Genomic DNA, 25154 nt, shown 5'->3' with positions numbered 1-25154 from the left:
ATTACTCATACTTAATTTTGTGGAACGTCCTGCACCAGCCCGGTGCGCATCACTTCAGGCAAACTCGCCCGCCAATCAAACTGATTGATTATCTTCTGCCAGACCGCATCTAACCCGGCGCGCAATTGCAGCGGCTCGGCGGTCACGGGATGCGTCAGACTGAGTTCACTGGCATGCAGCATCAGGCGATCCATACCAAAGTGAGCCGCGGCAGAACGGTTCTGCTTTAAATCACCGTGAGCACTGTCGCCAATAATGGGATGACGCAAGTGGGTCATATGGCGGCGAAGCTGATGTTTTCGTCCGGATTCAGGCAACATCTCCACTAATGAATAGCGCGAGGTCTCATAACGCCCGACCGCAACCGGCAATTCAGCGGTAGCGATACCACGCCAGTGCGTTACCGCTGGCTGCGGGGCTTTTTCCGGCTGACTGAATTTATCCGCAATTTTATCCAATTCTTCCGACAGTGGATAATCAAGCGTTTCTGCCCCCACCAGCCAGCCGCGCACCACCGCATGATAGGTTTTTTGCAATTGATGCAGCTCAAACTGCTGCGACAGAAGACGAGCAACCTCACTTGACAGCGCCATCAGCAGCACGCCGGAAGTCGGACGATCGAGACGATGAACGGTAAAGACATGCTGACCAATCTGATCGCGCACCGTCTGCATGGCAAACACGGTTTCATGCCGATCGAGCCAGCTGCGATGCACCAGCATGCCAGACGGTTTATTGACCGCTACCAGCCAGCGATCCTGATAGATAATCTCCAGCATTATGGCGACTCAAACAGCTGGTCAAACTCATTCAGCAGGTGCAGCAGCTGTGCGCGTTCAGGGATCTCTCCTTCCAACGCGACTTCATAGTAGGGAGCAAGGGCCATCGACACCGGCAGCGGTGCGCCCGCGTCCAACAGCGCCTGCATTCTTGGCAGCAGTATCCACTGTAGCCACTGTAAGGGCGTCATGGTATCAAGGCAGAAAGGTTCAGTACTGGTGAAGGCTTCGCTGACAGGGGCGACGTATTGCCATAATCCGGCCTGTTTGAGTAACGATTCTATCGCCAGCAATCGTTGCTGAACCTGCTGTTCGCGGCTCATTGGAAACCTCTTAAATCATTTGGGGTAAAAAGAGCGCAAAGCATATCATTCGCACCGGGCTCTGGGAAAAGTATCGACAAAAAAAAGGGGCACTGTTTGCACAGTGCCCCCGGTTCGTTCGCAGCAATCCTGCTACCTTTATGCTCCCTGCTCATCCTTGAAAACTATTCCTACACTCTCCTGAGCAAACATCTTCCTGACGCTAATCCTTTGACATCCCTGAACGCCTACAGTCCTGTACGGCTCACATTCTCCATCCTGGAGGTGTCCATTACCTCTTCCTGAGGTCTCCTGCGCTTCATCCAGAAGCCTGTCCCTGATCTATCGTCCTGATAGTGATCCTGTTATCGTCCGTAACGGCCGAATATCCTACCCGGCGCACTTCTCCATCCTGGAGGTGTCCATTACCTCTTCCTGAGGGATCCTCTGCTCCATCCCGAATCCTGTCCCTGATACATCATCCCGATGGGTCCGATGAGCACATCATCCTGATGTTAATCTCATCTTATGCGACTCCTTTGCAACGGGGCCTATTGTGCCTGAATAACATAAGCAAACAAGATGCTTGAGACGGTTATTTAATCGATTTAATCGTCTTTAGTGATAAACTATATGCTAAACAGATGATATAAATCATATTTAATGGTTAAGCTCTGATGATATCTGCACAATAACAAGCGATCTCTTACAGATTTTGTAAGAGATCTCTCACAAGACGCGGGGGCTAATTCGAGCGATCAATGATAAGAGGCTGTAAAGCAATAAGAAGACTCTCAATTGATGAGGCAATAACCTGACGCTTTTTCGTGCCTAACTGCTCAAGAATGACTTCTCCACTCATATTACATACCGACACCACCTCCAGTTCGGAGTCAGTGGTGGCGATAAACAGCGTTGGCGATTGTTTAAGACGACGTTTCATCACCAGGTGAGCAATCAGGTTTTCCTGTACACGAATAAAATCATCTTCACTCCAGACCTGTACCAGAGACATCGACTGTCCGGCCAACGTTGCTGTCATATCTCCGGCAAACTGTGAGGTATAGAATGCGGTGACCGCTGGCTGTAGGCGAATATCCAGCGCCCGCTCAACGGCATCAAGATTGGCGGCCAGTGTAAACGGCTGTGGCTGCCACCAGACTTCATCTTCGTGTGTCTCCATCACGCAGGGTGAAGGAAGACCATGATGATCCTGACTGGCGGGAGCATGGCCGCTTTTCTGCTGCCAGAGATCGCAATACCGCTGACTAAAGTCGCGTAGTGCCTGAGAAGTTTCATCAATCATTTTTTTACTCTTAACTGACTGGGTTACACTAACACTCTATTGTAGCCTGAACTCATCGTGGGCTGACGAATTTGTCACAACGCCTGCCTCAGCAGGCACTACAACGTTAGGGAATGCCATGTCTACTTATGACAATCACCATGCTCTGAAAGGACTGACCCTGGGGCAACCCACAGAATATCACGATACTTATCAGCCGGCTCTGTTGCAGGCGGTACCTCGTAGTCTGAATCGTGAACCCTTGGGCCTTTATCCCGAGAGTTTGCCGTTCGGCGGAGCAGATATCTGGACAATGTACGAACTCTCCTGGCTCAATGGCAAGGGGGTTCCACAGGTGGCCGTCGGCGAAGTGATCTTGGATGCCAGTAGTATCAATCTGATCGAGTCCAAGAGCTTCAAGCTGTATCTGAACAGTTTTAATCAGACCAAATTTGCCGACTGGGGTGAGGTGCGCCAAATCCTTGAGCGAGACCTGAGTGCTTGTGCAGAAGGTGAGGTTAGCGTTGCGCTGTACCGCCTGCATGAAATTGAAGGCCAGCCAGTGGGTCATTTCGACGGTTACTGCATTGATGAGCAGGATATTGTCATCGACAACTATGAATTTAACGCCGGTTATCTGCACGACGCCGTGGGTGATGAAATCGTTGAAGAACAGTTAGTCAGCCACCTGCTAAAATCCAACTGCCTGATAACCAACCAGCCGGACTGGGGAACAGTGCAAATTAGTTATCGCGGGCCACGCATACAGCGCGAGGCACTGCTGCGTTATCTGGTGTCTTTCCGTCAGCATAATGAGTTCCACGAGCAGTGCGTAGAACGCATTTTCAGCGATATTCTGCGCTACTGCCGGCCGGAAAGCCTGAGCGTTTATGCCCGTTATACGCGTCGCGGTGGGCTTGATATCAATCCGTGGCGCAGCAACACGCACTTCACGCCCGGGCACTCGCGGCTGGTACGCCAGTAAAGACGGCTCAGCCAGGTGTTATTTATCCACGGTAAAGGCTAATCTGAACACAGGCCGCAACCTGACGCGGCCCAGGGATATATATTATCTCCGTGATAGCGAAGTCACGGAGTTATGACACACCCAGGCGGGTGTAACGGAGATCACTTGATTACACAAATCAGCCCACTCGGCTCAATGGATCTGCTTTCCCAACTGGAAGTCGACATGCTGAAACGTACGGCGAGCAGCGATCTTTATCAGCTGTTCCGTAACTGTTCGCTCGCCGTACTTAACTCTGGCAGTCAAACTGACAGTAGCCAGGAACTGCTTTTACGCTTTGAAAACTTCGATATCAACGTGCTGCGACGTGAGCGCGGCGTCAAACTTGAACTGATCAATCCGCCTGAAGAGGCTTTTGTCGACGGGCGTATTATTCGTTCCCTACAGGCTAACCTGTTTGCCGTGCTGCGCGATATCCTGTTCGTCAACGGACAGATTGATAACGCCGGACGCTTCCAGCATCAGCAAATCGTCGAACCGGTGCATATCACTAACCTGGTGTTCTCCATATTGCGTAATGCGCGTGCGCTGCATATAGGAGAAGAGCCGAATACCGTGGTGTGCTGGGGCGGTCACTCGATTAACGCCGTTGAATACCAGTATTGCCGTAACGTCGGATCCCAGTTGGGTCTGCGTGAGCTGAACATCTGTACCGGATGTGGGCCTGGCGTCATGGAAGCGCCAATGAAAGGGGCTGCGGTGGGCCACGCCCAGCAGCGTTATAAAGAAGGCCGCTTTATTGGTCTGACCGAACCCTCGATTATCGCCGCTGAACCGCCTAACCCGCTGGTTAACGAGCTGATCATCATGCCCGATATTGAAAAGCGACTGGAAGCCTTCGTGCGCATCGCGCACGGCATCATTATCTTCCCTGGCGGTGTCGGAACGGCTGAAGAGCTGCTCTATCTGCTGGGGATACTGATGAATCCCCATAACCGCGACCAGGTATTACCGCTCATCCTCACCGGCCCGCAGGAAAGCGCCGACTACTTCCGCGTACTGGACGAATTTATCGTCGCTACGCTGGGTGATGAAGCGCGTAAGCACTACACCATTATTATTGATGATGCGCCGGAGGTGGCGCGCCTGATGAAAAAAGCGATGCCAGCGGTAAAAGAGTATCGCCGTGAAACGGGCGATGCTTACAGCTTCAACTGGGCGCTGCGTATTGCGCCCGACCTACAGATGCCGTTTATGCCCAGCCACGAAAATATGGCAAACCTCAACCTGTCGCCGGATCAGCCGGCCGAACAGCTTGCGGCCGCGCTGCGTCGTGCGTTTTCAGGTATTGTCGCCGGTAACGTAAAAGATGTGGGCATTAAAGCCATCAAAGAGAAAGGGCCTTATAAGCTGCATGGTAACCCGGAAATCATGCGCCGTATGGACGATCTACTGCAAGGATTTGTCGCACAGCATCGTATGAAGCTGCCGGGCAGCGCTTATATTCCCTGCTATGAGATCATTAAATAGAAGGCGGCCTGTAGGCCGCCCGGGATTATCTGATGATACATCTGCTGATCGTTGATGCGCTAAATCTGATTCGGCGCATTCATGCCGTACAGGGCTCCCCGTGTCAGGAAGCCTGCATACATGCGGTGCAGCAACTGCTGCTGCACACCCGTCCGACTCACGCGGTCGCGGTATTTGACGATGAGCAGCGCAGCGACAGCTGGCGACATCGTCTGCTGCCGGACTATAAGGCCGGGCGCTCGCCGATGCCGGACACGCTGTGCGAAGAGATGCCGCAGTTACGTAACGCCTTTGCCAGCATTGGCGTAAAAAGCTGGCACGCCAGCGGCGATGAAGCCGACGATTTGGCCGCCACCCTGGCCAGCAAAGTCGCGGCTGCGGGCCATCAGGCGACGATCGTCTCTACGGATAAAGGCTACTGCCAGCTATTGGCCCCCAGGGTTCAAATCCGTGACTACTTCCAAAAACGCTGGCTGGACATGCTCTTTATCAGCAATACATTTGGTGTAGCGCCAGCGCAGCTCACCGATTACTGGGGATTGGCGGGTATCAGCAGCAGCAAGATCCCTGGCGTGGCGGGCATCGGCGGCAAAAGTGCCGCACAGCTATTGCAACAGTTTGGTGGCCTGGCGGCAATTTACCAGGATCTGGAGCAGGTACCTGAAAAATGGCGAAAAAAGCTGATTGAACATCAGCAAATGGCCACGATCTGCAAACAGGTTGCGACATTAAAAACGGATCTGGTGTTGAAAGGGAATTTAAAAGAATTACGACTTGAGCCGTGCTGACGTCTTAGTCAGCACTGACAATTCAAAGGGCAAACCCGAACGGAAGTTTGCCCTTTGAAGTGAGGTTTATCTTTCGTCGCGACGGCCCGGCGTGGCGCTCCAGATGCGGCGAATATGTACCGTCACCTCTTCACGATCGTGATACAGCTGGCGCGCCTGAATCTGAACGTTAATGCCATTTCCTGCCAGCTTTTCGTGGATCATCGCCAGATTCTGCGCCACTTCCTCATAGCGTTTCTTCATCGGCAGCTTGAGGTTAAAAATCGCCTCCCGACACCAGCCATTGACCAGCCAGTCAGCCATCAGATTCGCCACGCGTACCGGTTTTTCCACCATATCGCAGACCACCCAGTAGTTATTGTTGCGCGTCGGGCGGTATTTGAATCCGTCTTCGCGCTGGTGGAATACCTGCCCGGTATCCATCAGGCTCGGTGCCATCGGGCCATTATCCACTGCGTTAACCATCATGCTGCGCTGCACCAGCTGATAAGTCCAGCCGCCGGGACAGGCTCCCAAATCAACTGCCCACATACCGCTGGCAAGGCGCTCATCCCACTCATCGGCAGGAATAAAGACGTGGAATGCTTCTTCCAGCTTGAGGGTCGAACGGCTTGGGGCATCCGAGGGGAATTTAAGCCGTGGGATGCCCATAAACAGTGCCGAATTGTTTGAAGGCAGAGAATATCCCACGTAGCAGCAGCCAGAAGCGATAAAGAAGACGTGTACCACCGGGCGCTTAGCGCTTTCATAGTTCAGCAGAATACCGTCTTTTCGCAGGCTGGCGCGTAGCGGTACGGTGAATTTGCGACAAAACTTCAGCAGTTCCTTGCTGGCGTTGGTATCGGGTACTTCCACGCGGAGGTCGCCGCCCTTTTCAACCACGCCGGTCAACATTCCCACCAGCGGAGTGATGCGATCGGTGGGCGGCAAATCGCGCAGCAGTTCGCCCACGACAATCATCTGACGCGAGAAGATCAGCTCACTGAAGGGGAGTTCAGACAGCAGTTTTTCTGCCTCTCCCTGTTGATAACACTCAAACAGCACATAGGCGGAATCTTCTTTGACACGCGCAAAGCCGAAAATCTCACGTTCGGCGGCCTTTGCGGTAATTTCCGCCGCACACTCTTTTTCAAAACCCTGACGGCAATACAACAAAATTTTATTCATGGCGTTCTGCCCTTTTTTTCAGACGCAGTGCGCCAACCAACATTAAAACCCAGCCGATAAGGAAGCAGGTGCCGCCGATCGGAGTGATATAAACCCACATTTTCAGGTGTGACAGCGCCAGACAGTAAAGGCTACCGCTGAACAGCACCGTTCCGAGCGCCAGTAACGCGCTGCTCCAGTAAAACCAGATATTCGCCCGGCACAGCATCGCTGCTGCCATACCCAATATGGCCAAGGTATGAAAGGCCTGATACTCCAGCCCGGTTTTAATCCAGGCTATTTCTGCGCTACCCAATGACTGACTCAAGACGTGAGCACCAAAAGCCCCCAGCACGACGTAGAAAAAGCCACTCAGGGAACAAAAAATCAACATTGCACGACTGGACATCTCGCCATCCTCTGTCAAGGCATGAGGCCATTTCCCCCTGCCATTCGTATCTGTTACCGACGGATTCATCACGCCGGAATTCACTTAACTTTGGTAGCGAAAGCGAAATTTTTCTTGTTCGCTGGCCGCTTTCGCCAGGATCCACTGACGAAAGGCGGCTATTTTACCCAGTTCTGCCTGACTGTCATGACAAACCAGATAAAAAGCATTTTTACTGACAAGCACATCGTTAAACGGGCATACCAGCCGACCGGCTTCGATCTCACTTTGCGCCATCACATTGTTTGCCAGCGCCACGCCCTGGCCGTGGATCGCGGCCTGAAGCACCATCGCACTGTGGCTGAAAATCGGCCCGTGCTGCACATTAATACTGTTGAGACCAAGCTGGCGAGTATATGACTGCCAGTCACGGCGTGAAGCATCATGCAATAAGGTGTGATGAGTCAGCGCGGATGGCGCGAGCAGAGGATGTGCGCCAGTTAGCAGCAGGGGTGAACACACCGGCAGCAGATATTCCGCATACAATTTTTCTACTCTCAAACCGGGCCAGTTACCGCGACCATAAAAAATAGCCACGTCGACATCGTCCGCCAGCTTCTCCTCATCGCGGTCAACAGCCTGGATGCGTACATCAATCCCCGGATAAGCTGAATTAAAGCTGGTGAGCCTCGGCACCAGCCATTGAATGGCGAAACTCGGCAGCAAACTGACGGTCAATGCCCCTTTTGCACTGCGCGCCTGTAGCTTGCGCGTCGCGTCGTTTAATGCGCTGAAAATCTCTTTAATATCGAGATAATAGCTTTGCCCCTCTTCTGTCAGCAGCAGCGAACGATTGCGGCGGCGAAACAGTTTCAGGCCGAGGAAGTCCTCCAGCGACTTAATTTGATGACTGACGGCGGCCTGAGTCACGAACAGTTCTTCGGCAGCTTTGGTAAAACTAAGATGACGTGCGGCGGCATCAAATACCCGCAGCGCATTCAGAGGTGGCAAACGTTTAGACATGGCAGAGGAGTACTTTTCGTCGCGTCCATAAATGACCCTGCAATGCAGCGCCAGACATTAGTTTTTTTTATCCGAGACATTATAAATTGTCCGTTGAGGAACCGCCAGCAAATACCTATAGTTGCGCCACTTCCAGAGCCGGAACGAAAAGCGCAGCGAAATTGGGTGTTAACTCACGGAATTTTGGGGTGCTTTTGGCTTGTGGTCGTGATGTTGTGTTTGCAATTGACCTGACGATTTTCAGGTCTGGTAGCTTTGGCTGCCTTTTTTCCTGTAGATTTATCCTGTCTGTCCATATTGATTGTTACAGCACCGCAAACTGCGGTGCTTTTTTTTGCCTGAATGTGACTAGCGATCCATTTCGACCATTTCTTTGACATCACCGTGGTTGATCTGCTGTTTGGTGCCGTTGGCATCTTGATAGCTAATCATACCCGTCTCGTCATCAACCATCGGCTTGCCGCTGGCGACAATCGTGCGACCGTCAGTTGTGTGCATAACATAGTTGCTTGAACAGGCGGCCAGGATAAATGTCATGGCGCCGACAGCGATTAATGCAGCTAATTTTTTCATTTTTAACTCTCCTGACTTAAAGGTAAATTTCTGCACCGGGCTATCCAGGCGGCATAAGTCATGCGCTAAAATAACCTGTAGGGCGCTGTTATTTGCGCATAATAGCTAAAAACAGACATAATCCAGCATAACGCGCTTTTCGCGCTTTGCCAGGAAAGCAGAGTGATTTCAGCCTGATCCTCATCCACTCCGGAAACGAAACAGCATCACCCGACAGGAACACAACGAGAGCATGAAGTCATTTAACCCAAATCTGTTTCGCCAGCATTTTCCCGCGCTGAATGATGCTGGATGTTACCTCGACAGCGCGGCAACGGCGCTGAAACCCCTCGCGGTGATTGAAGCAACGGAACAGTTTTATCGCATGAGCTCCGGCACCGTGCACCGCAGCCAGTTTGCTGCCGCGCAGCAGTTGACCGCACGCTATGAAAGTGCGCGCGGCCAGGTTGCACAGTTGCTGAATGCCCCGGATGCGCGCACCATCGTCTGGACCAAAGGCACCACCGAAGCGATTAATCTTGTGGCGCAAAGCTGGCTGCGCCCACGCCTGGCGCCAGGCGATGAGATTGTGGTGAGCGAGGCGGAACATCATGCGAATCTCGTGCCGTGGCTGATGGTGGCTGCACAGACCGGAGCAACCGTCGTGAAGTGGCCGATTGGCCGCGATTGCCTGCCAGACATCAGCCAACTGCCTTCACTGCTGAACGCCCGAACGCGCCTGCTGGCGCTGGGACACATGTCGAACGTCACCGGCGGCTGCCCTGACCTGTCGGCAGCCGTTGCCCTGGCGCACGCCTGCGGTGCCAAAGTGATGATCGACGGCGCACAGGGCGTTGTTCATTGCCCTGTTGACGTGCAGGCGCTGGATATTGATTTTTATGCGTTTTCCGCGCACAAACTTTACGGCCCGACGGGCACGGGTGCGCTATATGGCAAAGCGGAGAGACTGGCTGAAATGTCGCCGTGGCAAGGTGGCGGGAAAATGTTAACCCAGGTTAACTTCGAAGGATTCACGCCACAGGCGGTTCCCTGGTGTTTTGAAGCGGGTACACCGAACGTTGCCGGAGTCATTGGTCTGAGCGCAGCCCTGGGATGGCTGAACAGCATCGACGGGGTTGCCGCAGAACGATGGAGCAGCGACCTCGCCGCCCTTGCAGAGACCCGTCTTGCTGCTGTCCTGCCCGGATTTGTCAGCTATCGCGCCAGCGGCTCCAGCCTGTTAGCATTCAATGTTGCGGGTGTTCACCATAGTGATGTTGTTACCCTGCTGGCTGAAAGTAACGTTGCCATTCGTGCGGGTCAGCATTGCGCGCAGCCGCTGCTGACCGCGCTGGGCGTCAGTGGTTGCCTGAGAGCCTCGTTTGCCCCTTATAATTCTCTGGATGATGTGGACGCGCTGGTTGCGGCCATGACCACAGCAATAACAATACTGGCAGATTAATATGCGCTTATCACTCCTCGCCGCCCACCCGTTTGGTGCGCAAATCACTCCCGACGCGCTGTTAGCACAATTCTCCGCTTTCAGGCAGTGGGAAGAGCGCTATCGCCAGCTGATCCTGCTGGGAAAACAGCTACCTGCGCTCCCCGACGAGCTGAAGAATGAGACGACTGCGCTGCAAGGCTGTGAAAATCAGGTTTGGCTGGGTCACCAGCTGCTGGAAAATGGCAGGCTACATTTTTACGGCGACAGCGAAGGGCGTATTGTGCGCGGACTATTGGCGGTGCTGTTGACCGCCGTAGAGGGTAAAACCCCGCAGGAATTAAGCCAGGTGGATCCGCTAAACCTGTTTGATCAACTGGGCCTGAAAGACCAGCTTAGCGCATCGCGCAGTGCGGGTTTACAGGCGCTGCGCGATGCGGTTTTACAAGCGGCTAACCAGCACCTGGCTTAAGATCTGGCGGCTTTCGCCATCATCTTTTTCAAAACATGCGCAACAGCCACAAAGCCAAAGGTGGCTGTCACCATCGTGACTGCGCCAAATCCTGAAGCGCAGTCCATTCGCTTCGGGCCTTCGGCCGTACTGCGTGAAGCACACACCGATCCATCAGGCTGTGGGTACATCAGCGCTTCCGTTGAGAACACACAGTCAATCCCCAGCTTACCTTTGCTGTTCTTCACGATGTTAAAATCGCTTTTCAGCCGCTCACGCAGTTTAGCCGCCAGCGGGTCCTGAATGGTTTTTGCCAGGTCAGCAACCTGAATTTGCGTCGGGTCAATCTGACCGCCCGCACCGCCGGTGGTGATCAGCGGGACTTTATTACGCCGACACCATGCCAGCAGCGCCGCTTTGGGCCGGATGCTATCGATGGCATCGATCACATAGCTGAATCCCTGGTCGAGCAGTTCAGCGGTATTATCGGTGGTCATAAAGTCATCAATGCAGGTCACCCGGCACTCCGGGTTAATTTCACGGATACGTGCTGCCATCACCTCAGTTTTTGCCTGACCCACACTGTTTTTCAGCGCATGGATCTGCCGGTTGGTGTTGGTGACACAGATATCATCCATATCTATCAGCGTCATTGCGCCGATCCCGCTACGCGCCAGGGCTTCCGCCGCCCATGACCCCACGCCACCAATGCCCACGACGCAAATATGTGCATCAGCAAACAGTTGCAGCGCAGGCTGACCATATAAACGCGCGATGCCGCCGAAGCGTTGCCGCCAGGCGTCAGAAAGAACCGTCATTAACTTTTCCTCGAAAAACAACGGACCGGGGATGCCGGCCCGCGACAGGTTTACTGGTTAAGCAGTAAAGAACTCGATGATGAGCGATTTTGTGCAGATGAGAACACAGGCATTCCGGCCCCCGGAGCCGTTTTTAGCACCCAGACCCGACCATAGTGGTTGAACCAGCCGGCCATGTGACCGGCCTCTGGGCCGATGCCCTGATAAATATCAAAATGCTGGCCTTTAATCGCCCCGCCGACATCCAGAGATACCATCATGCGCATCTCATATTTTCCGGTGAATTTACCGTTATTGTCCAATAGCGGAATTTCTGCCAGTAGCGCGGTTCCTGGTGGGATCAATGCACGATCTGCGGCGACTGACGCTTTGGCAATCAGCGGCACCGCGCTGGCACCACGCACCGGGGCAAACTCCTCCGGCTTAAAGAACACGAAGGAGGGATTCTGTTCCAGCAGCTCGCGCACTTCGGCCGCACTGTGCTGCTCTCCCCACTGACGTATTGCCTGCATCGACATATCTTCCCGCTTCACTTCGCCACGGTCGATCAGCACTTTACCGATGCTGCGATAAGGATGACCGTTTTTACCGGCGTAGCCAAAGAACGTCAACGGGCGGCCGTCGGCAAAATCAACGTAGCCGCTGCCCTGTACGTCCATAATAAAGTTATCCATCAGCGAATTACTGTAACCGGCGATGTAACTTTCGCCCAGTGCTCCCCCGTAGATTTCTGCGCGGCTGGGCAGCTTGCTGCGTTTACTGTACGGCTTGCGATACAGAGGATACTGGAACTCTCCCTGACGGCTGTAGCGCGCTTTGACAACCGGCGTGTAGTAACCTGTAAACTGCACGTTGCCGTAGTTATCGGTGCCTTCCATCTGGAAAGCATCCAGCCCAAACTGGCGCAGCTGGCGGGTATCCCCCCCGGCCATTAGCCAGCTCTGAATTGCGCTGTAGGTGGCAGACTGACGTGAATACATGCCTGCCGAGGCAAAGCGTATTTGTGCAACCTGGTCGGCAAAATCTTTGCCGTTAACCGGGCGGCCTTTCGCGTTGGGCTGATTGACCAGCGCCAAAGGCTGAATCAACTTTCCGTCTTTATACTGTTGCCCACGATCGGTGGGTTTCGAACTACACCCTGCCAGCAGTACCAGCAGCGTGCCGGTCACCAGATACTTCACCCAACCTGCTTTCATGCCTTGCTTACCTTTATACGGGAACCCTGCGCGAAGATAGCAAAGGCTCCGCCATAAGAAAATGTGCCTGCGCTAAAAGACCTCAACTATTTGCACAACTTTTCAGCACATGGTCAAGGATCAGCTATTTAAGCGCGCTTTTAGCCACTTAACGACAAAAATGGGTTGCAACAAAACGCATCAGGCGTATAGTGCGCTTCCACGGACGCGGGATGGAGCAGCCTGGTAGCTCGTCGGGCTCATAACCCGAAGGTCGTCGGTTCAAATCCGGCTCCCGCAACCAATTCACTGAAGCCAGTTCAGGTTTAGTGAAGCAGTAAAAAAGAGAGTGTCGTGATGGAAGCGACAAACCACGCGGACGCGGGATGGAGCAGCCTGGTAGCTCGTCGGGCTCATAACCCGAAGGTCGTCGGTTCAAATCCGGCTCCCGCAACCAATAAAACACCCTTCAGGGTGTTTTTTTGTATCTGGAACTCACCAAAAGCATTTCAGCAGGCAGAATCCTTTCCGCCCATCGATCATTTATGTGGGGCCAGCGCTGCGCCGTTAGCAAAGTATGCTTTAATCCCTGCCAGAATCGAATCCGCCACCTGATGCTGAAAACGCGTTGTGCGCAGTTTACGCTCTTCTTCCAGATTACTGATAAACGCCGTTTCCACCAGAATTGATGGAATATCAGGCGCTTTCAATACCGCAAATCCCGCCTGATCGACGGAGCGCTTATGCAGATGATTAATTTTGCCCATACGCGCCAGCACTTCCTTGCCAAATCTCAGGCTGTCATTGATCGTGCGGCTCTGTAACATATCGAACATGGTATGGTCGAGATAACGATCGCCCCTCATACTGACGCCGCCAATCAGATCCGACTCATTCTGGGTCTGTGCTAAAAATCGTGCTGCGGTACTGGTGGCACCTTTTGTCGATAACGCAAACACCGACGATCCGCGCGCTGCACGGCTGGTAAACGCATCCGCGTGAATGGAAATAAACAGATCGGCCCGCTGTTTGCGCGCTTTCGCCACCCGCACTTTCAATGGAATAAACACATCTTCATTACGTGTCATATAGGCGCGCATATTCGGCTGCTTGTCGATCAGGGATTTCAGGCGGCGGGCAATTTTCAGCACCACGTCTTTTTCACGGGTTTTATGCTTGCCAACGGCTCCGGAATCTTCACCACCGTGGCCGGGGTCAAGCATAATCACTATCGGCCGATCCTTTCCCGCCTTACCGGGCAACGGAGCGTCCTTAGGCTGACTACGCCCCAACTCTCCCTGATTGTAATCTTCCAGTAATGCCAGTAGCGGATCGTCGGTGTGCTGCTGCTTCTGCACCGGGTAAAGATCCAGCACCAGACGATTTTTGATCCCGGCGACCGGGTCAAGCGTAAAAATGCGCGGCGTGACGTTCTGTTTGATTTCCAGCACCAGGCGCACGGTGTTTGCATCAAACTGCCCCACGCGAACATGTTTAATCCAGGGATCGTCCTCGCGTACCAGTTTGCCCACATCATTCAATACGCGATTAAGCTGAATATTTTCGATATCCACCACGACGCGGTCGGGGTTGCTGAGCGCAAACTGCTTATACTTGAGCGGCGTATTGGACTCGATGGTCAGACGTGAGTAGGTGGATGAAGGCCAGATGCGGACTGCCACGACATGCCGACCGGCGGCCATCCCTGTCCGGCTGACGCTCAACAGCCACAGAGCTCCCGCCCCTTGTAACAACCGTCGGCGGTTAAGCGAAGTTGAATCGGTCATGCCACTCCAAATGCTGTGATTTGTTTAATAAAAAGCCAAATAAAAAAAATTGGCAAAACTCTAACCAATCCCCCCGGCAGTGTCACTCAGAAAAATGAATAAATGCATGACGTCAGAAAGGAAAAAATACCTTTGAAAGTGATAAATAACGCTAAATGACACTTGCACCCGTAGCAATAAAAGAATAAAAATACACTTTTAACGAATAATAATGCAAAGAGGGTTTATCGTGAAGGAACGTAGTACCGAGCTGGTTCAGGGATTTCGCCATACCGTTCCCTATATCAATGCCCACCGTGGTAAAACGTTTGTCATTATGCTGGGCGGCGAAGCCATCGGGCATGAAAACTTCTCGAGCATCATCAATGATATTGGTCTGCTGCATAGCCTGGGCATCCGCCTGGTGGTGGTGTACGGGGCGCGCCCACAGATCGATGCCAGCCTTGCCGGACAAAATCTGGAACCGCTCTACCATAAGCATACCCGGGTAACGGACACCCTATCACTGGAGCTGGTGAAGCAGGCCGCCGGACGCCTACAGCTGGATATCACCGCCCGCCTTTCAATGAGCCTGAATAACACCCCGCTACAGGGTGCGCATATCAATGTTGTCAGCGGCAACTTTATCATCGCTCAGCCGCTGGGCGTCGATGAAGGCGTAGACTATTGCCACAGCGGCCGTATTCGCCGGATTGATGAAGAGGCAATCCATCGCCAGCTGGACAGCGGAGCCATCGTGCTGATGGGACCGGTTGCGGTATCGGTCACCGGAGAGAGTTTTAATCTCACCTCAGAAGAGGTTGCCACCCAGCTGGCCATTAAGCTGAAGGCCGAAAAAATGATTGGCTTCTGCTCCGAACAGGGTGTGACGGACGGTGAAGGCCGTATTATCTCCGAGCTGTTCCCCAATGAGGCACAGCAGCGCATCGAAGAGCTCGAAACACGCGATGATTACCACTCCGGCACGGTTCGCTTCCTGCGCGGTGCGGTAAAAGCCTGCCGTAGCGGCGTGCGGCGTAGTCACCTGATCAGCTATCAGGAGGATGGTGCGCTACTACAGGAGCTGTTTTCACGCGATGGTATTGGCACCCAGATTGTTATGGAGAGCGCCGAGCAGATCCGGCGCGCCACCATCAATGATATCGGCGGCATTCTGGAACTGATCCGCCCGATGGAGCAGCAGGGCATTCTGGTGCGCCGTTCACGTGAGCAGCTGGAGATGGAGATCGACAAGTTTACCATCATTGAACGCGATAACCTGACGATCGGCTGTGCCGCTCTTTATCCCTTCCCTGAAGAGCAGATAGGTGAAATGGCCTGCGTGGCGGTACATCCCGATTATCGCAGCTCGTCGCGCGGAGAAGCCCTGTTGGAGCGCGTGGCACTACAGGCACGCCAGATGGGGCTGAAAAAGCTGTTCGTGCTGACGACGCGCAGCATTCACTGGTTCCAGGAACGCGGATTTGTGCCAGTAGATATTGACAGACTGCCGGAAAGCAAAAAGCAGATGTATAATTATCAGCGGCGTTCCAAAGTGTTGATGGTTGACCTGCGCGAAGCCAGTGTTCACACCCGACAGAGCTGATCGCTATCCATCAGGGAGCATAAAGTCCAGACGATGTTTTTGCCTGTTTATGCTAACCGGTATTTAACCGTACCATCTGTCTGCTTTTCAGATATGGCAAGGAAACTTTGTTATGACATTAAATAAAATAAACCTGAAAATTATTGTATGGAGCACCCTCATTGGAGGGTTCATCAGTTCCTTGGTGAAATCCGGTACGGAAGCGAATATGCCTCCGCGCATCGCCGGTGAAATATCGCCGCCTGCAGCACATATTGATGCGTGGCTTGGCCCGCTGGGGATCAATGCCCATTCAATGGATTACATTTATCAGGGCATCACCATCCCCGGCGCAGTGATGCTCTATCACTGGCTGTTTAGCTTTGCTTTCGCTTTTTTATACGTCCTGTTATCCGCATTCTGGCCTAAAGTCAGACTGTGGTACGGCGCTGCCTATGGATTAATCATCACGATAGCCATGCACGGTTTTCTCATTCCGGCTCTGGGCTTCCGTCACCCGGCCTATCTGAACGGCAAAATCGGCTGGCTCTGGAACCTCAATGGCTATGAGCTATGGAGCGAAATTCTCGGTCATATCGCTTGGTCGGTATCGATTGAAGTGAGTCTGATTGCAGTACTGGCTGCGTTTGCAAAACCAATAATGGGTAAGTGGTTTAGCCAGCCTGAGTAATCTAATACGGTGCCCGGCTCTGCTGCGGGGCACCGTATTCCTCCCTGTTCTCCCCGATCCCGCTAAGCAGCACTTCCTTTATGCAGCCGCTCCACCAGCCCACTGCGCCGCTGTGTACGCATTCTTACCGCGCTGATAAATACCGCGTTCTCGGCATAAAGCGTTAGTTGCCGTTTGGCACGGGTAATCGCGGTATACACCAGTTCTCGGGTTAATACCGGCATCATCTTATTCGGTAACACCAGCAGCGTATGGTCAAACTCCGATCCCTGCGACTTGTGTACCGTCATAGCATAAGCCGTATCATGTGGCGGCAGGCGGCTGGGCTGCACCGGCTTGATGCTGCCATCCGGTAACGGGAACCAAACCTTCAGCTGCTGTTGTTCATCCGGCATCGCTATGCCAATATCGCCGTTAAACAGCCCAAGCGCCCGGTCGTTACGCGCAATCATTACCGGACGCCCGGCGTACCATTTGCCGTTAAGGACAATATTTTTCCGGATGAGTCCCGCCTGGCGCAGCGTCTGCTCGATACGATCGTTAAGCCCCGCAACGCCAAACGGCCCCTCGCGCAAGGCACACAGTAGCTGAAAGCGGCCAAACGCGGCCAGCACGTCACCCGGCGAAGCTCCCCCCTTCAGCAACTTCAGGTAGTCACGGTAACCCGCAGCACAGTCGTTAAGCAGCTGCTGATAATCATCACTGCTGCTTAACGCATGGCGTTGGATATCGCTGAAACCGCTGCTGAATACCTGCTCTGCCCTTTTGACCTCACCCGTATTAACCGCCTGCGCCAGCTGCCCGATGCCGGATGTCGAGGTAAAGCGGTAGCTCTTACGCAGCAGGCAAATCGTATCGCGCACCGCAGAGGCGCTGGCATCTTCGCGCCCATCCACATCACAGCCGGTCAAACGCGTCAGCTCTGCGGCGCGCTGCGGGCTGTAGCCATCTTCCGTACAACGGCATATATCACCCAGCACGGCTCCGGCCTCGACTGAAGCCAGCTGATCGCGGTCACCGAGGAAGATCACTCTCGCCTGAGCGGGCAATGCGGCGATCAGGTTAGCCAGCATCGGAAGGTCTACCATCGAGGCTTCATCCACCACCAGCACGTCGAGGTGCAACGGATTTCCGGCGTGATAGCGCATGCGCTGACTGCCCGGCAGCGCCCCCAGCAGACGATGCAGGGTGGTGGCTTCCAGCGGAAAACTTTTCAGAATATCGTCCGCCAACCGTAGCTGCTGTAGCGTCTTACCCAGCGACTCCGTCAGTCGCGCCGCCGCCTTGCCGGTGGGTGCCGCCAGTTCGATACGTGGTGGTGCGGGCGACAGCTCAATCAGGCTGGCAAGTAGCTTGGCCACCGTGGTGGTTTTACCGGTGCCCGGCCCGCCGGAGATCACCGCAACCTGGCGCGTCAGCGCGACTGCCGCAGCAATCTTTTGCCAGTCATCGGGCTGCTGGCCAAAATAACGGTCCAGCGTACTACGCACCCGGCTTTCCTCCAGGTTCTGGGGAACATGATGGCACTGTATAAACCGCGCAACCTCTCCTTCGCTCTGCCACATTCGATGCAGATAAAGACGCTGTTTGTCCACCACCAGCGGCGTGGCCTGCTGGCCGTCACTGACCGCCGTCTGCGCCAGCAGCAAAGACTGCCAGTCCTGTGGCGCTCCGGCCGCATCCCACAGCGCCTGCGCCAGCTCCGGATGACGTCCGGCAAAAAAATTTTCAGGGCGCAGCTGTGCCAGCGGCAGGCAAACGTGACCTTCCCCGGCATCGCGACTGACCAACGCCGCAGCCAGCATCAGCGCAGGCTGCTCTTCAGTTGCCACCATGCGGGCAAACTGCACATCCAGAGGGCGCAGTAAACGCTGGTGCTGTGCCAGCTGTAAGGCTTCTGCCAGCGTCATACGTTACCCTCCGGCTGGTTGGCAAACAGTTGGTCAAGCGCGGTGATAAACTCCGGCTGCGGCCGGGTAAAATAGATACCGTTACCCCCCGTCGTACCGTCCATGCCGCGCAGGAAAAGATAAATGACGCCACCAAAATGCTGCTGGTAGTCATAGTCTGCCAGGCGGTGACGCAAATAACGGTGCAGCGCCAGCGTGTAGAGCTGGTACTGCAAATCATAGCGATGCGCCTGCATCGCCTGAGCCATTGCCTGCTGGGTGTAGGCGCTACTCTCCTCACCCAGCCAGTTAGATTTATAGTCCAGCAGGTAATATTTACCCTGCCAGCAGAACACCAAATCGATAAAACCTTTCAGCATGCCCTGTACCTGGTGGAAGTCGAGCGGTGGGCAGGTCGCGGACAGCGGGTCCTGGCGTACCACACGATCCAGCGCTTCTGCCGTCAGTAATCGAGAGATCGGCAGATAAAATTGCAGCTCCACCCGCCTCGCCTGGGCTGGCAGCTGGTGGAGACTGACGCCCGTTTCGTTGAGCGGGGTTTGCAGTATGCGCTCAATCCAGTCGCACATCACCGGCCTCCACTCCTCGCCCAGACCCTGACCGCTGAGCTGCTGCGACAGCCACTCTTTATCCAGAGGCGCGCTGAATTCCAGCGTTTCAAACAGCCCGTGCAGAAAAGTACCAGGCCCGGCACCGCGTGGGAAAGTATGCGGGGTCAGCAGCGGAACCTGCTCACTGCTGGCTTCCCCGGCGGCGTCAACGTCGAGGCGCGGCAGCAGTTCCAGCGCGCTTGCATTGCCGTGCTGCTGTAGACCGGAATAGCTGGTCACGCGCCAGTTATCACGTAGCGAACGTGGCAACGTCCGGCTGCTAAGCATTTGTACCTCTTCTTGCTGCCCCTGCCACGGGGTGGCGTCAGCTTCAGCTGCCGTCACTAACGCCGTAGCATCACCGCTTAATGCCTGCAATGCTGCAAGCAGGCCATTGGCATCGGCAGGTTTACCCTGTTGCACCAGATAGCCCAGCGCGCTGCGGTGCAGGTCGCTATTGCCCTCTTTCTTGCGCGTGCCCTTAATCAGCGGCGCAATGCCAACGCTACAGTGAAAGACAGAACGTGTCAGCGCCACGTAGAGCAGACGCAGATCTTCCGCCAGCCGCTCCTGTTCTGCCAGTTCAATACTTTCCTCACTCTGCTGTAAATCCAGCAGCGCGGTAAACGTTTGACGATCGTGGTAGACAGCGTTATCCGCCTCGCGGAAGTTGGCGACAAACGGCAGCCAGACCAACGGATACTGTAACCCCTTGGATTTATGAATAGTGACTATTTGCACCAGATGACGGTCACTCTCCAGCCGCAGCTGCTGATTCGCCACCTGTCCGTCCGGCTGCTCCACCTGCTGGGCCAGCCAGCGCACCAGCGCATGTTCGCTGTCTAGGGTGGCCGAAGCTTCCTGTAGCAGTTCGCCCAGATGCAGCAGATCGGTCAGTCGACGTTCGCCGCCGTCAGATGCCAACAGGTTTTCGGCGATCTGTCGTCTCATCATCAGCTCACGCAACATCGGCAGCACGCCGCGTTTCAGCCAGCGTTGGCGGTAATCAACGAACTCATCCACCAGCGCATCCCATGCACGTTCATCCTGGCTAAGCGCATCCAGCGCCAATGCATCAACACCAAACAGGCTGGTGGCCAGCGCGCTGCGCAAAATACGCTCCTGCTCCGGGACCAGCACCGCCTGTAACAGCCACAGCATTTCGCGTGCTTCCGGGGTGGTAAAGACGCTGTCGCGGTTGGAGAGGTAAACCGAAGGGATCGCCAGGGCATTTAATGCCTCACGCATCACCGCAGCTTCACTGCGGCTACGCACCAGCACGGTAATGTCCGAGGCCTGCACCGGGCGTTGTTTCCCGGTTTTTCCTATCAGCGCCTCGCCCTGCTGCCCCGCGCTGAGCCAGCGGCAGATTTCCGCCGCACATTGACGCGCCACAAACTGTTGGTAATCACTTACTCCCACACCATCGCCGGGCTGTAGCCAGAACGTCAGGGCAGGTTGTACTTTGCCCTGGACGCTAAAGTTCAGGCTGTCATTGGGCTGGGCCGGCCTGACGTGAATAAAGGGTATTTCACTGAAAAGAAAAGGGTTTTTCTGGTTCAAAAACAGCTGATTAACTGCATCAACCATAGCGGGTGACGAGCGCCAGTTTGTTTCCAGTGTGTAGTGAGCGCTAACTTCCGATCGCGCCTTCATATAGGTAAAGATATCCGCGCCGCGAAACGCGTAGATCGCCTGTTTCGGATCGCCTATCAGCAATAGCGCACTTTCGGGCTGTCGACGGTACAGGGTGCGAAAAATACGATACTGCTGTGGGTCGGTATCCTGAAACTCGTCGATCAGCGCCACCGGGTAACGTTGACGGATAGCCGAAGCCAACACCTCACCGCCAGGCTGCTGCAACGCAGCATCGAAACGCCCCAGCAGATCGTCAAATCCCAACTGGGCATGCAGGCGTTTCTCCTGCTGGGTGACAAAACGAACCTGCTGCAACGCACGCGCGATCACCAGGTCACGAAGCGACAGCGGTTCTGCCATAAAGGCATCGATCCGATCGAACAGCGGATGGCGCGGCGGCTCGCCTTTTTTGGTTTTGTCCAGCAGCGTACGCTGGCCGAAGCGCTCAAGATCTTTTGCCACTTCGTAGTCAAGCGTCTCCGATTGCGCCCACAGGGTAATTTTCTCCAACCAGTTTGGTAAGTGCTTACTACTGTAACTACGTCGGTCCACGCCGGAAGCGTCAATCAACGGCTGTAAATTACCCGCTGCCAGCCATGCCTGCTTCAGCTCGTCGATACGCGCAATGATTTTTTCATGACGCTGCTCAATCGTTTCATCGCTGTCCGGTGCCGATTTTAGCATCGGCGCTTCCCCACCCAGCCACGGCGACAGAGTTTTCAGCAGCTGCTCCGGCCCCGCCCATAGTTGGCGCACTACGCGTGCTACCGGTAGCGGCAGCGGATAGCAGTAACGACGCCAGAAATCAGCGGTAGCCCGACGACGCAGCGGGGTTTCGTCCTCCAGCAACTCCTGTTCGAACAGCATGCCGGATTCAAAGGCATTGAGGTTCAGCATGCGCTGGCAGAAGCCGTGAATGGTAAATATGCCAGCTTCGTCCATTTGGCGCTCAGCAGCCAGCAGATCCGATGCCGCCTGGGGTAAATCAGCAATTTCAGCCATCAACGCTGCCAGCATCGGGTCCTGGCTTTCACCACGTATGCAGGCAATGCGCAGTTCATGGATATTGGCACGTATACGCCCGCGCAGCTCGGCGGTGGCGGCCTCGGTGAAGGTCACCACCAGGATTTCCTCTACCGACAGCGGACGACTGAAGGCCGTTTCCCCTCCCAGACCAAGCAGCAGACGCAGATAGAGCAGCCCGATGGTGAACGTTTTTCCCGTTCCGGCCGAAGCTTCAATCAGCCGCTCGCCGTGCAGGGGCATAGTTAATGGCTCAAGCCTTTCAGCCGCTCGCTGACTCATGGTTTATCCTGTCTCACCGGCAGAGACTGTTGCAGCGTGGAAACGTCTTTCCAGGTGGTCCAGTCTTTCTCCTGTGCAAAATCAGCCTTGCCGTGATGACTGCCGGAGATCTGCGACAGTAACGCCAGCCCGGTCGGCGCTATCACCGCCTGATGGAAGAAATCGGCCAGGGATTGAGGTGTCAACATCTTGATCTGCGCAATCACTTTTTCGCGGGTATCAAAGCGGTAGTTCTCGCGTTCAAAATCATTGCTGTAGCGCCCTGCTTCTTCATCCAGCGTTTGCGGACGCTGCTTCAGCTCATTAATCATGGCCGTCTGATACTGTAAGAAATCCTCTTTGCTCATGGTGCGCAGGCGCTTTTCAGCCGTGGGATAGAACGCCTTGAAACGACTTAGCAGAAAGGCTGGCTGTTGCACATTACTTTGCAGCAGGAAGCCGACGCCCCACTGACGTCCAACTGGCATCTGGAAGGCAAATACCGCATAGCCCAGCTGCTCTTCGGTACGCAGCTGATTGTAAAACCACGGCTGTATAATCTGGCTCAGCAGCGAACTGCTGGCCATGCTCTGGTGCTCGGAAAATCCGATCGGAACATATAAAGCCGCCAGCGCCGAATCGGTGCTGCTGCCTGATTTTTGCAGATTAGCCAGCACCTGTTTGTCCAGGCTGACCTGTTCGCTGTGCCACCATTCATGGCCTGCACAGTCCAGCTGTGTTTTTACCTCGGTAGCCAGAGTACGCACTGCGTCAGGGGTTATATTACCCACCACCATCAGTTCCGGCGTGGACTGCCCCAGCAGCATTCTGCGGTAGTCGAGCAGCTGTTGCAGCGTAATGCCCGATACCCGCTTACGCCGCTCGCTGCGCTCGGTGTACGGCAGCTTAGAGAGCAGCTGTGCAGGCTGGATAGCCAGCTCAAACGCTTTGCCTTTTTCTGCCGCATCCAGCTGCTCCAGATACCAGGACTTTGCCTGCGCCAGCTGCTGTTCGCTCGGTGTAAAACTGGCGTAACCTGCCAGTAACTGGTTCATCAACTTCGGCAGGCGCTGGGTAAAACCGCTGGCGCTGAAGGTCACGCCATCATCTTCGCTGGTCGTGAAGCTGATACCTCCCACGGACGCCTGCGAACTGAGTTCGTCCAGCGCCACCCCGGCCAGATAATCGTTAAGTGCAAACATCACCTGATTCTCTGCGGTGCTCATGGCAGCCTTGTTACGCAGTGCCAGCGTGATATTCGCCTTGGGTTCATCGGCGTAATACTGGCTGGGCATATAGAAAACGCGCAGCCCGTTCTGATTCATCAGCTCTTCAGGGCGTGAGTAGGCTTTATCCGCCTTGATCAGGCTGAAATCATCCGGGATCCAGGGGTTGAGCAGCGGCAGTGAAAACGTGAGTTTATCACTGGCTATCTGCCACTCCTTAAAGCGCTGCGCGCTGATACGATCGACCTGGTAAGGCGCATCAACAAAGTAAGCCGTTTTGTTATGGGGCTCCTGCGGGCTGATAAACCAGATGCGTGCATTTTGCGGCGTCATGTCATCCAGACGTGCTTTTATCGCCTGCGGATCGTAGCGGTCAGCGATATAGGGTGCCACCAGCGTATCGGCTACCGGCACGCGCAGCATGGTATCAACCAGCCATTCGATGTAGTCCATATTGCGGGTGATCGACGGGTAGCGGAAATCTAGATCCAACACATGCGACATTTCATCAAAGTAACGTTTATCGATGCCTTGAGCGCGCAGCGTATTGATATAGCTGAACACGGCGGCAATCACCTCATCGCGCTTTGCCTGACCTTTATCGGTCAGTGAAACCGCGATAGTGAATATGCCACCGTTACGGTCGACCATTGGGTCTGCCCCGGCATTGACCGAATCCGCCAGCCCCTGATTCTGCAACCAGTCAGAAAGGGTGTTTTTGCTGCGGTTGCCGATCAGATAACCAATCAGCATGTCGGTTTTGCTGCGGAACCTGTCACTATTGTTATCAATACGAAATTCTATTTTCAGCTGTTTGCGCGGCTGGGCCGGAATGTAGTGAATTATGATGCCTTTCTGCGGGTCGGTCACCACCGGAACGGTGATATCCGGCACGGTCGCGTGGCGATTTTCGACACGACCGAAAGTGGCAGCCGCAATCTTCTCCAGTTCAGTTAACGGCTGATTACCGTAGATCACTGCCTTCATCAGATTCGCCGAGTAATAGCGATGATAGAACGCCTTCAGCGCATCATGCAGTTTGCTACCCGGCTTATCGCGCAGGGTTTCCAGGTTCCCACCGGAGAACCGGGAGCTGGGATGCTGAGGATTAAGCGTTTCCGCATCTACCTGCGCCATACGCAAGCCATCCCGCGAACGCGCCATCGTCAGTTCAGCGTTCACCGCATGGCGTTCACGATCCGCATTGACCGGATCGAGCAGGGGTTCAGCAATCGCATCAGCAAGCCGGTCGGCAGCTGGCTGTAAGGCGTTGTTTTCCACCTCAAGATAGAAAGCGGTACGGTAAGACGCGGTACTGGCGTTATGACTACCGCCATTTTTTTTCAGGAACTCCGCCAGATTGTCCGGCTGCGGGTAGCGCTTCGACCCCATCAGCACCATATGTTCTAAATAGTGTGCAAGGCCAAGCTGATCGTTGGGATTTTCCAGCGAGCCAACCGGGAGCGTCAGCGCCGCCAGCGATTTCGTTGCCTGCGCATCGGATACCAACAGTACCGTCATGCCATTATCCAGCTTAATCGCCTGATACTGGCGCGGATCTTTCTCACTTTTGCGAATGGTTTCAGTCAGGGGCTGCCAGCCTGCCAGGGCCTGAGTCAGCGGGCTGAACAATGTGACGGAAACAAAACAAGCTAACCAGACTGCATAACGACGCATTGACACTCCTCAATCGAACGGGTTACCACCTGACTTCCTGCCAGATGAATATCGGCTTACATATTTCGGCATGGCCCAATGACGCATGCTAACGTGATCAATTATCAGGTAAAAAAACGCTTGAATGTCGCGTGCGATGTTC

General features: G+C 54.5%; 20 protein-coding genes and 2 tRNA genes. 9 read left to right on the top strand and 13 right to left on the bottom strand.

Translation table 11 applies throughout. The features are described 5' to 3' along the window. Positions 1 to 11 precede the first annotated feature (11 nt). The 3 genes from truC to syd all read right to left on the bottom strand — a co-directional run bounded on the left by truC (position 12) and on the right by syd (position 2387). A complete protein-coding gene (truC, locus tag EPIR_RS03865; RefSeq protein WP_023653993.1) occupies positions 12 to 779 on the bottom strand; it encodes a tRNA pseudouridine(65) synthase TruC in 768 nt (255 codons plus the stop codon). Further along, complete coding sequence (locus EPIR_RS03860; RefSeq protein WP_023653992.1) at positions 779 to 1102, bottom strand: YqcC family protein; 324 nt, start codon at positions 1100 to 1102, stop codon at positions 779 to 781. The genes truC and EPIR_RS03860 overlap by 1 nt, the downstream gene beginning before the upstream one ends. A gap of 724 nt (positions 1103 to 1826) precedes the next feature. After that, positions 1827 to 2387 (bottom strand): SecY-interacting protein, encoded by a 561-nt coding sequence (gene syd, locus EPIR_RS03855; RefSeq protein WP_023653991.1) that lies wholly within the window; start codon positions 2385 to 2387, stop codon positions 1827 to 1829. Between the two features lie 118 nt (positions 2388 to 2505). On the opposite strand from syd, the gene queF reads away from it, so the two are divergent. The 3 genes from queF (at position 2506) to xni (ending at position 5651) form a co-directional block, all read left to right on the top strand. Beyond that, the gene (gene queF, locus EPIR_RS03850; protein ID WP_023653990.1) at positions 2506 to 3351 is read left to right on the top strand and encodes an NADPH-dependent 7-cyano-7-deazaguanine reductase QueF; all 846 of its coding nucleotides are present in this window, start codon (positions 2506 to 2508) and stop codon (positions 3349 to 3351) included. Positions 3352 to 3498: 147 nt separating this feature from the next. Then, positions 3499 to 4863: a nucleotide 5'-monophosphate nucleosidase PpnN gene (gene ppnN / locus EPIR_RS03845; protein ID WP_048696884.1), complete on the top strand. Its 1365-nt coding sequence runs from the start codon at positions 3499 to 3501 to the stop codon at positions 4861 to 4863. 32 nt (positions 4864 to 4895) lie between these two features. Beyond that, the gene (gene xni / locus EPIR_RS03840; RefSeq protein ID WP_023653988.1) at positions 4896 to 5651 is read left to right on the top strand and encodes a flap endonuclease Xni; all 756 of its coding nucleotides are present in this window, start codon (positions 4896 to 4898) and stop codon (positions 5649 to 5651) included. A 66-nt stretch (positions 5652 to 5717) separates the two neighbouring features. On the opposite strand, the gene rlmM is transcribed toward xni, so the two are convergent. From rlmM to EPIR_RS03820, 4 genes are all read right to left on the bottom strand, one after another. Then, positions 5718 to 6818 (bottom strand): 23S rRNA (cytidine(2498)-2'-O)-methyltransferase RlmM, encoded by a 1101-nt coding sequence (rlmM, locus tag EPIR_RS03835; protein ID WP_023653987.1) that lies wholly within the window; start codon positions 6816 to 6818, stop codon positions 5718 to 5720. Beyond that, a complete protein-coding gene (locus tag EPIR_RS03830) occupies positions 6811 to 7206 on the bottom strand; it encodes a DUF423 domain-containing protein (RefSeq protein WP_048696881.1) in 396 nt (131 codons plus the stop codon). Before EPIR_RS03830 ends, rlmM begins: the two co-directional genes overlap by 8 nt. An 84-nt stretch (positions 7207 to 7290) precedes the next feature. Continuing rightward, complete coding sequence (locus tag EPIR_RS03825) at positions 7291 to 8208, bottom strand: transcriptional regulator GcvA (protein WP_023653985.1); 918 nt, start codon at positions 8206 to 8208, stop codon at positions 7291 to 7293. Between the two features lie 348 nt (positions 8209 to 8556). Next, complete coding sequence (locus EPIR_RS03820; protein WP_023653984.1) at positions 8557 to 8781, bottom strand: YgdI/YgdR family lipoprotein; 225 nt, start codon at positions 8779 to 8781, stop codon at positions 8557 to 8559. A 232-nt stretch (positions 8782 to 9013) separates the two neighbouring features. Between EPIR_RS03820 and csdA the strand changes: the two genes are divergently transcribed. Together csdA and csdE are read left to right on the top strand one after the other, a co-directional pair. Then, the gene (gene csdA, locus EPIR_RS03815) at positions 9014 to 10222 is read left to right on the top strand and encodes a cysteine desulfurase CsdA (protein WP_023653982.1); all 1209 of its coding nucleotides are present in this window, start codon (positions 9014 to 9016) and stop codon (positions 10220 to 10222) included. A 1-nt stretch (position 10223) separates the two neighbouring features. Next, entirely contained in the window at positions 10224 to 10673 is a 450-nt protein-coding gene (gene csdE / locus EPIR_RS03810; RefSeq protein WP_023653981.1) for a cysteine desulfurase sulfur acceptor subunit CsdE, read from the top strand. Here csdE and tcdA read toward each other — a convergent pair. After that, on the bottom strand, positions 10670 to 11470 hold the full coding sequence (gene tcdA / locus EPIR_RS03805) for a tRNA cyclic N6-threonylcarbamoyladenosine(37) synthase TcdA (RefSeq protein WP_023653980.1): 801 nt from the start codon (positions 11468 to 11470) through the stop codon (positions 10670 to 10672). The genes csdE and tcdA overlap by 4 nt on opposite strands. A gap of 50 nt (positions 11471 to 11520) precedes the next feature. Then, entirely contained in the window at positions 11521 to 12666 is a 1146-nt protein-coding gene (mltA, locus tag EPIR_RS03800; RefSeq protein ID WP_023653979.1) for a murein transglycosylase A, read from the bottom strand. 206 nt (positions 12667 to 12872) lie between these two features. On the opposite strand from mltA, the gene EPIR_RS03795 reads away from it, so the two are divergent. Both EPIR_RS03795 and EPIR_RS03790 read left to right on the top strand, forming a co-directional pair. Then, a tRNA-Met gene (locus EPIR_RS03795) sits at positions 12873 to 12949 on the top strand. A 76-nt stretch (positions 12950 to 13025) separates the two neighbouring features. Further along, a tRNA-Met gene (locus EPIR_RS03790) sits at positions 13026 to 13102 on the top strand. An 82-nt stretch (positions 13103 to 13184) separates the two neighbouring features. Here EPIR_RS03790 and amiC read toward each other — a convergent pair. Beyond that, entirely contained in the window at positions 13185 to 14432 is a 1248-nt protein-coding gene (gene amiC / locus EPIR_RS03785) for an N-acetylmuramoyl-L-alanine amidase AmiC (protein WP_023653978.1), read from the bottom strand. Positions 14433 to 14658: 226 nt separating this feature from the next. On the opposite strand from amiC, the gene argA reads away from it, so the two are divergent. Next, positions 14659 to 16017, top strand: coding sequence for an amino-acid N-acetyltransferase (gene argA, locus EPIR_RS03780; protein WP_193387533.1), 1359 nt, complete (start codon positions 14659 to 14661; stop codon positions 16015 to 16017). A gap of 112 nt (positions 16018 to 16129) precedes the next feature. Next, positions 16130 to 16687 (top strand): YagU family protein, encoded by a 558-nt coding sequence (locus tag EPIR_RS03775; protein WP_023653976.1) that lies wholly within the window; start codon positions 16130 to 16132, stop codon positions 16685 to 16687. A 62-nt stretch (positions 16688 to 16749) separates the two neighbouring features. Here the strand turns inward: EPIR_RS03775 and recD are convergent, their stop codons facing one another. From recD to ptrA, 3 genes are read right to left on the bottom strand one after another with little or no spacing between them, the layout of a single operon-like run. Then, positions 16750 to 18597, bottom strand: a complete 1848-nt coding sequence (recD, locus tag EPIR_RS03770; RefSeq protein ID WP_023653975.1) for an exodeoxyribonuclease V subunit alpha — start codon at positions 18595 to 18597, stop codon at positions 16750 to 16752. Beyond that, the gene (recB, locus tag EPIR_RS03765) at positions 18594 to 22130 is read right to left on the bottom strand and encodes an exodeoxyribonuclease V subunit beta (protein WP_048696879.1); all 3537 of its coding nucleotides are present in this window, start codon (positions 22128 to 22130) and stop codon (positions 18594 to 18596) included. Before recB ends, recD begins: the two co-directional genes overlap by 4 nt. Beyond that, entirely contained in the window at positions 22127 to 25012 is a 2886-nt protein-coding gene (ptrA, locus tag EPIR_RS03760; RefSeq protein WP_023653973.1) for a pitrilysin, read from the bottom strand. Before ptrA ends, recB begins: the two co-directional genes overlap by 4 nt. Positions 25013 to 25154: the final 142 nt, after the last annotated feature.

The organism is Erwinia piriflorinigrans CFBP 5888 (assembly GCF_001050515.1).
Taxonomy (GTDB): domain Bacteria; phylum Pseudomonadota; class Gammaproteobacteria; order Enterobacterales; family Enterobacteriaceae; genus Erwinia; species Erwinia piriflorinigrans.
This window is presented reverse-complemented; position numbering and strand designations above follow the sequence as displayed.

Bases quoted from the DNA above. Each gene is read 5' to 3' on its own strand.
- truC (WP_023653993.1), bottom strand. From the start codon at position 779: ATGCTGGAGATTATCTATCAGGATCGCTGGCTGGTAGCGGTCAATAAA.
- queF (WP_023653990.1), top strand. From the start codon at position 2,506: ATGTCTACTTATGACAATCACCATGCTCTGAAAGGACTGACCCTGGGG.
- EPIR_RS03775 (WP_023653976.1), top strand. From the start codon at position 16,130: ATGACATTAAATAAAATAAACCTGAAAATTATTGTATGGAGCACCCTC.
- csdE (WP_023653981.1), top strand. From the start codon at position 10,224: ATGCGCTTATCACTCCTCGCCGCCCACCCGTTTGGTGCGCAAATCACT.
- mltA (WP_023653979.1), bottom strand. From the start codon at position 12,666: ATGAAAGCAGGTTGGGTGAAGTATCTGGTGACCGGCACGCTGCTGGTA.
- recD (WP_023653975.1), bottom strand. From the start codon at position 18,597: ATGACGCTGGCAGAAGCCTTACAGCTGGCACAGCACCAGCGTTTACTG.
- EPIR_RS03825 (WP_023653985.1), bottom strand. From the start codon at position 8,208: ATGTCTAAACGTTTGCCACCTCTGAATGCGCTGCGGGTATTTGATGCC.
- recB (WP_048696879.1), bottom strand. From the start codon at position 22,130: ATGAGTCAGCGAGCGGCTGAAAGGCTTGAGCCATTAACTATGCCCCTG.
- rlmM (WP_023653987.1), bottom strand. From the start codon at position 6,818: ATGAATAAAATTTTGTTGTATTGCCGTCAGGGTTTTGAAAAAGAGTGT.
- ptrA (WP_023653973.1), bottom strand. From the start codon at position 25,012: ATGCGTCGTTATGCAGTCTGGTTAGCTTGTTTTGTTTCCGTCACATTG.
- syd (WP_023653991.1), bottom strand. From the start codon at position 2,387: ATGATTGATGAAACTTCTCAGGCACTACGCGACTTTAGTCAGCGGTAT.
- EPIR_RS03820 (WP_023653984.1), bottom strand. From the start codon at position 8,781: ATGAAAAAATTAGCTGCATTAATCGCTGTCGGCGCCATGACATTTATC.
- EPIR_RS03830 (WP_048696881.1), bottom strand. From the start codon at position 7,206: ATGTCCAGTCGTGCAATGTTGATTTTTTGTTCCCTGAGTGGCTTTTTC.
- xni (WP_023653988.1), top strand. From the start codon at position 4,896: ATGATACATCTGCTGATCGTTGATGCGCTAAATCTGATTCGGCGCATT.
- tcdA (WP_023653980.1), bottom strand. From the start codon at position 11,470: ATGACGGTTCTTTCTGACGCCTGGCGGCAACGCTTCGGCGGCATCGCG.
- amiC (WP_023653978.1), bottom strand. From the start codon at position 14,432: ATGACCGATTCAACTTCGCTTAACCGCCGACGGTTGTTACAAGGGGCG.
- EPIR_RS03860 (WP_023653992.1), bottom strand. From the start codon at position 1,102: ATGAGCCGCGAACAGCAGGTTCAGCAACGATTGCTGGCGATAGAATCG.
- csdA (WP_023653982.1), top strand. From the start codon at position 9,014: ATGAAGTCATTTAACCCAAATCTGTTTCGCCAGCATTTTCCCGCGCTG.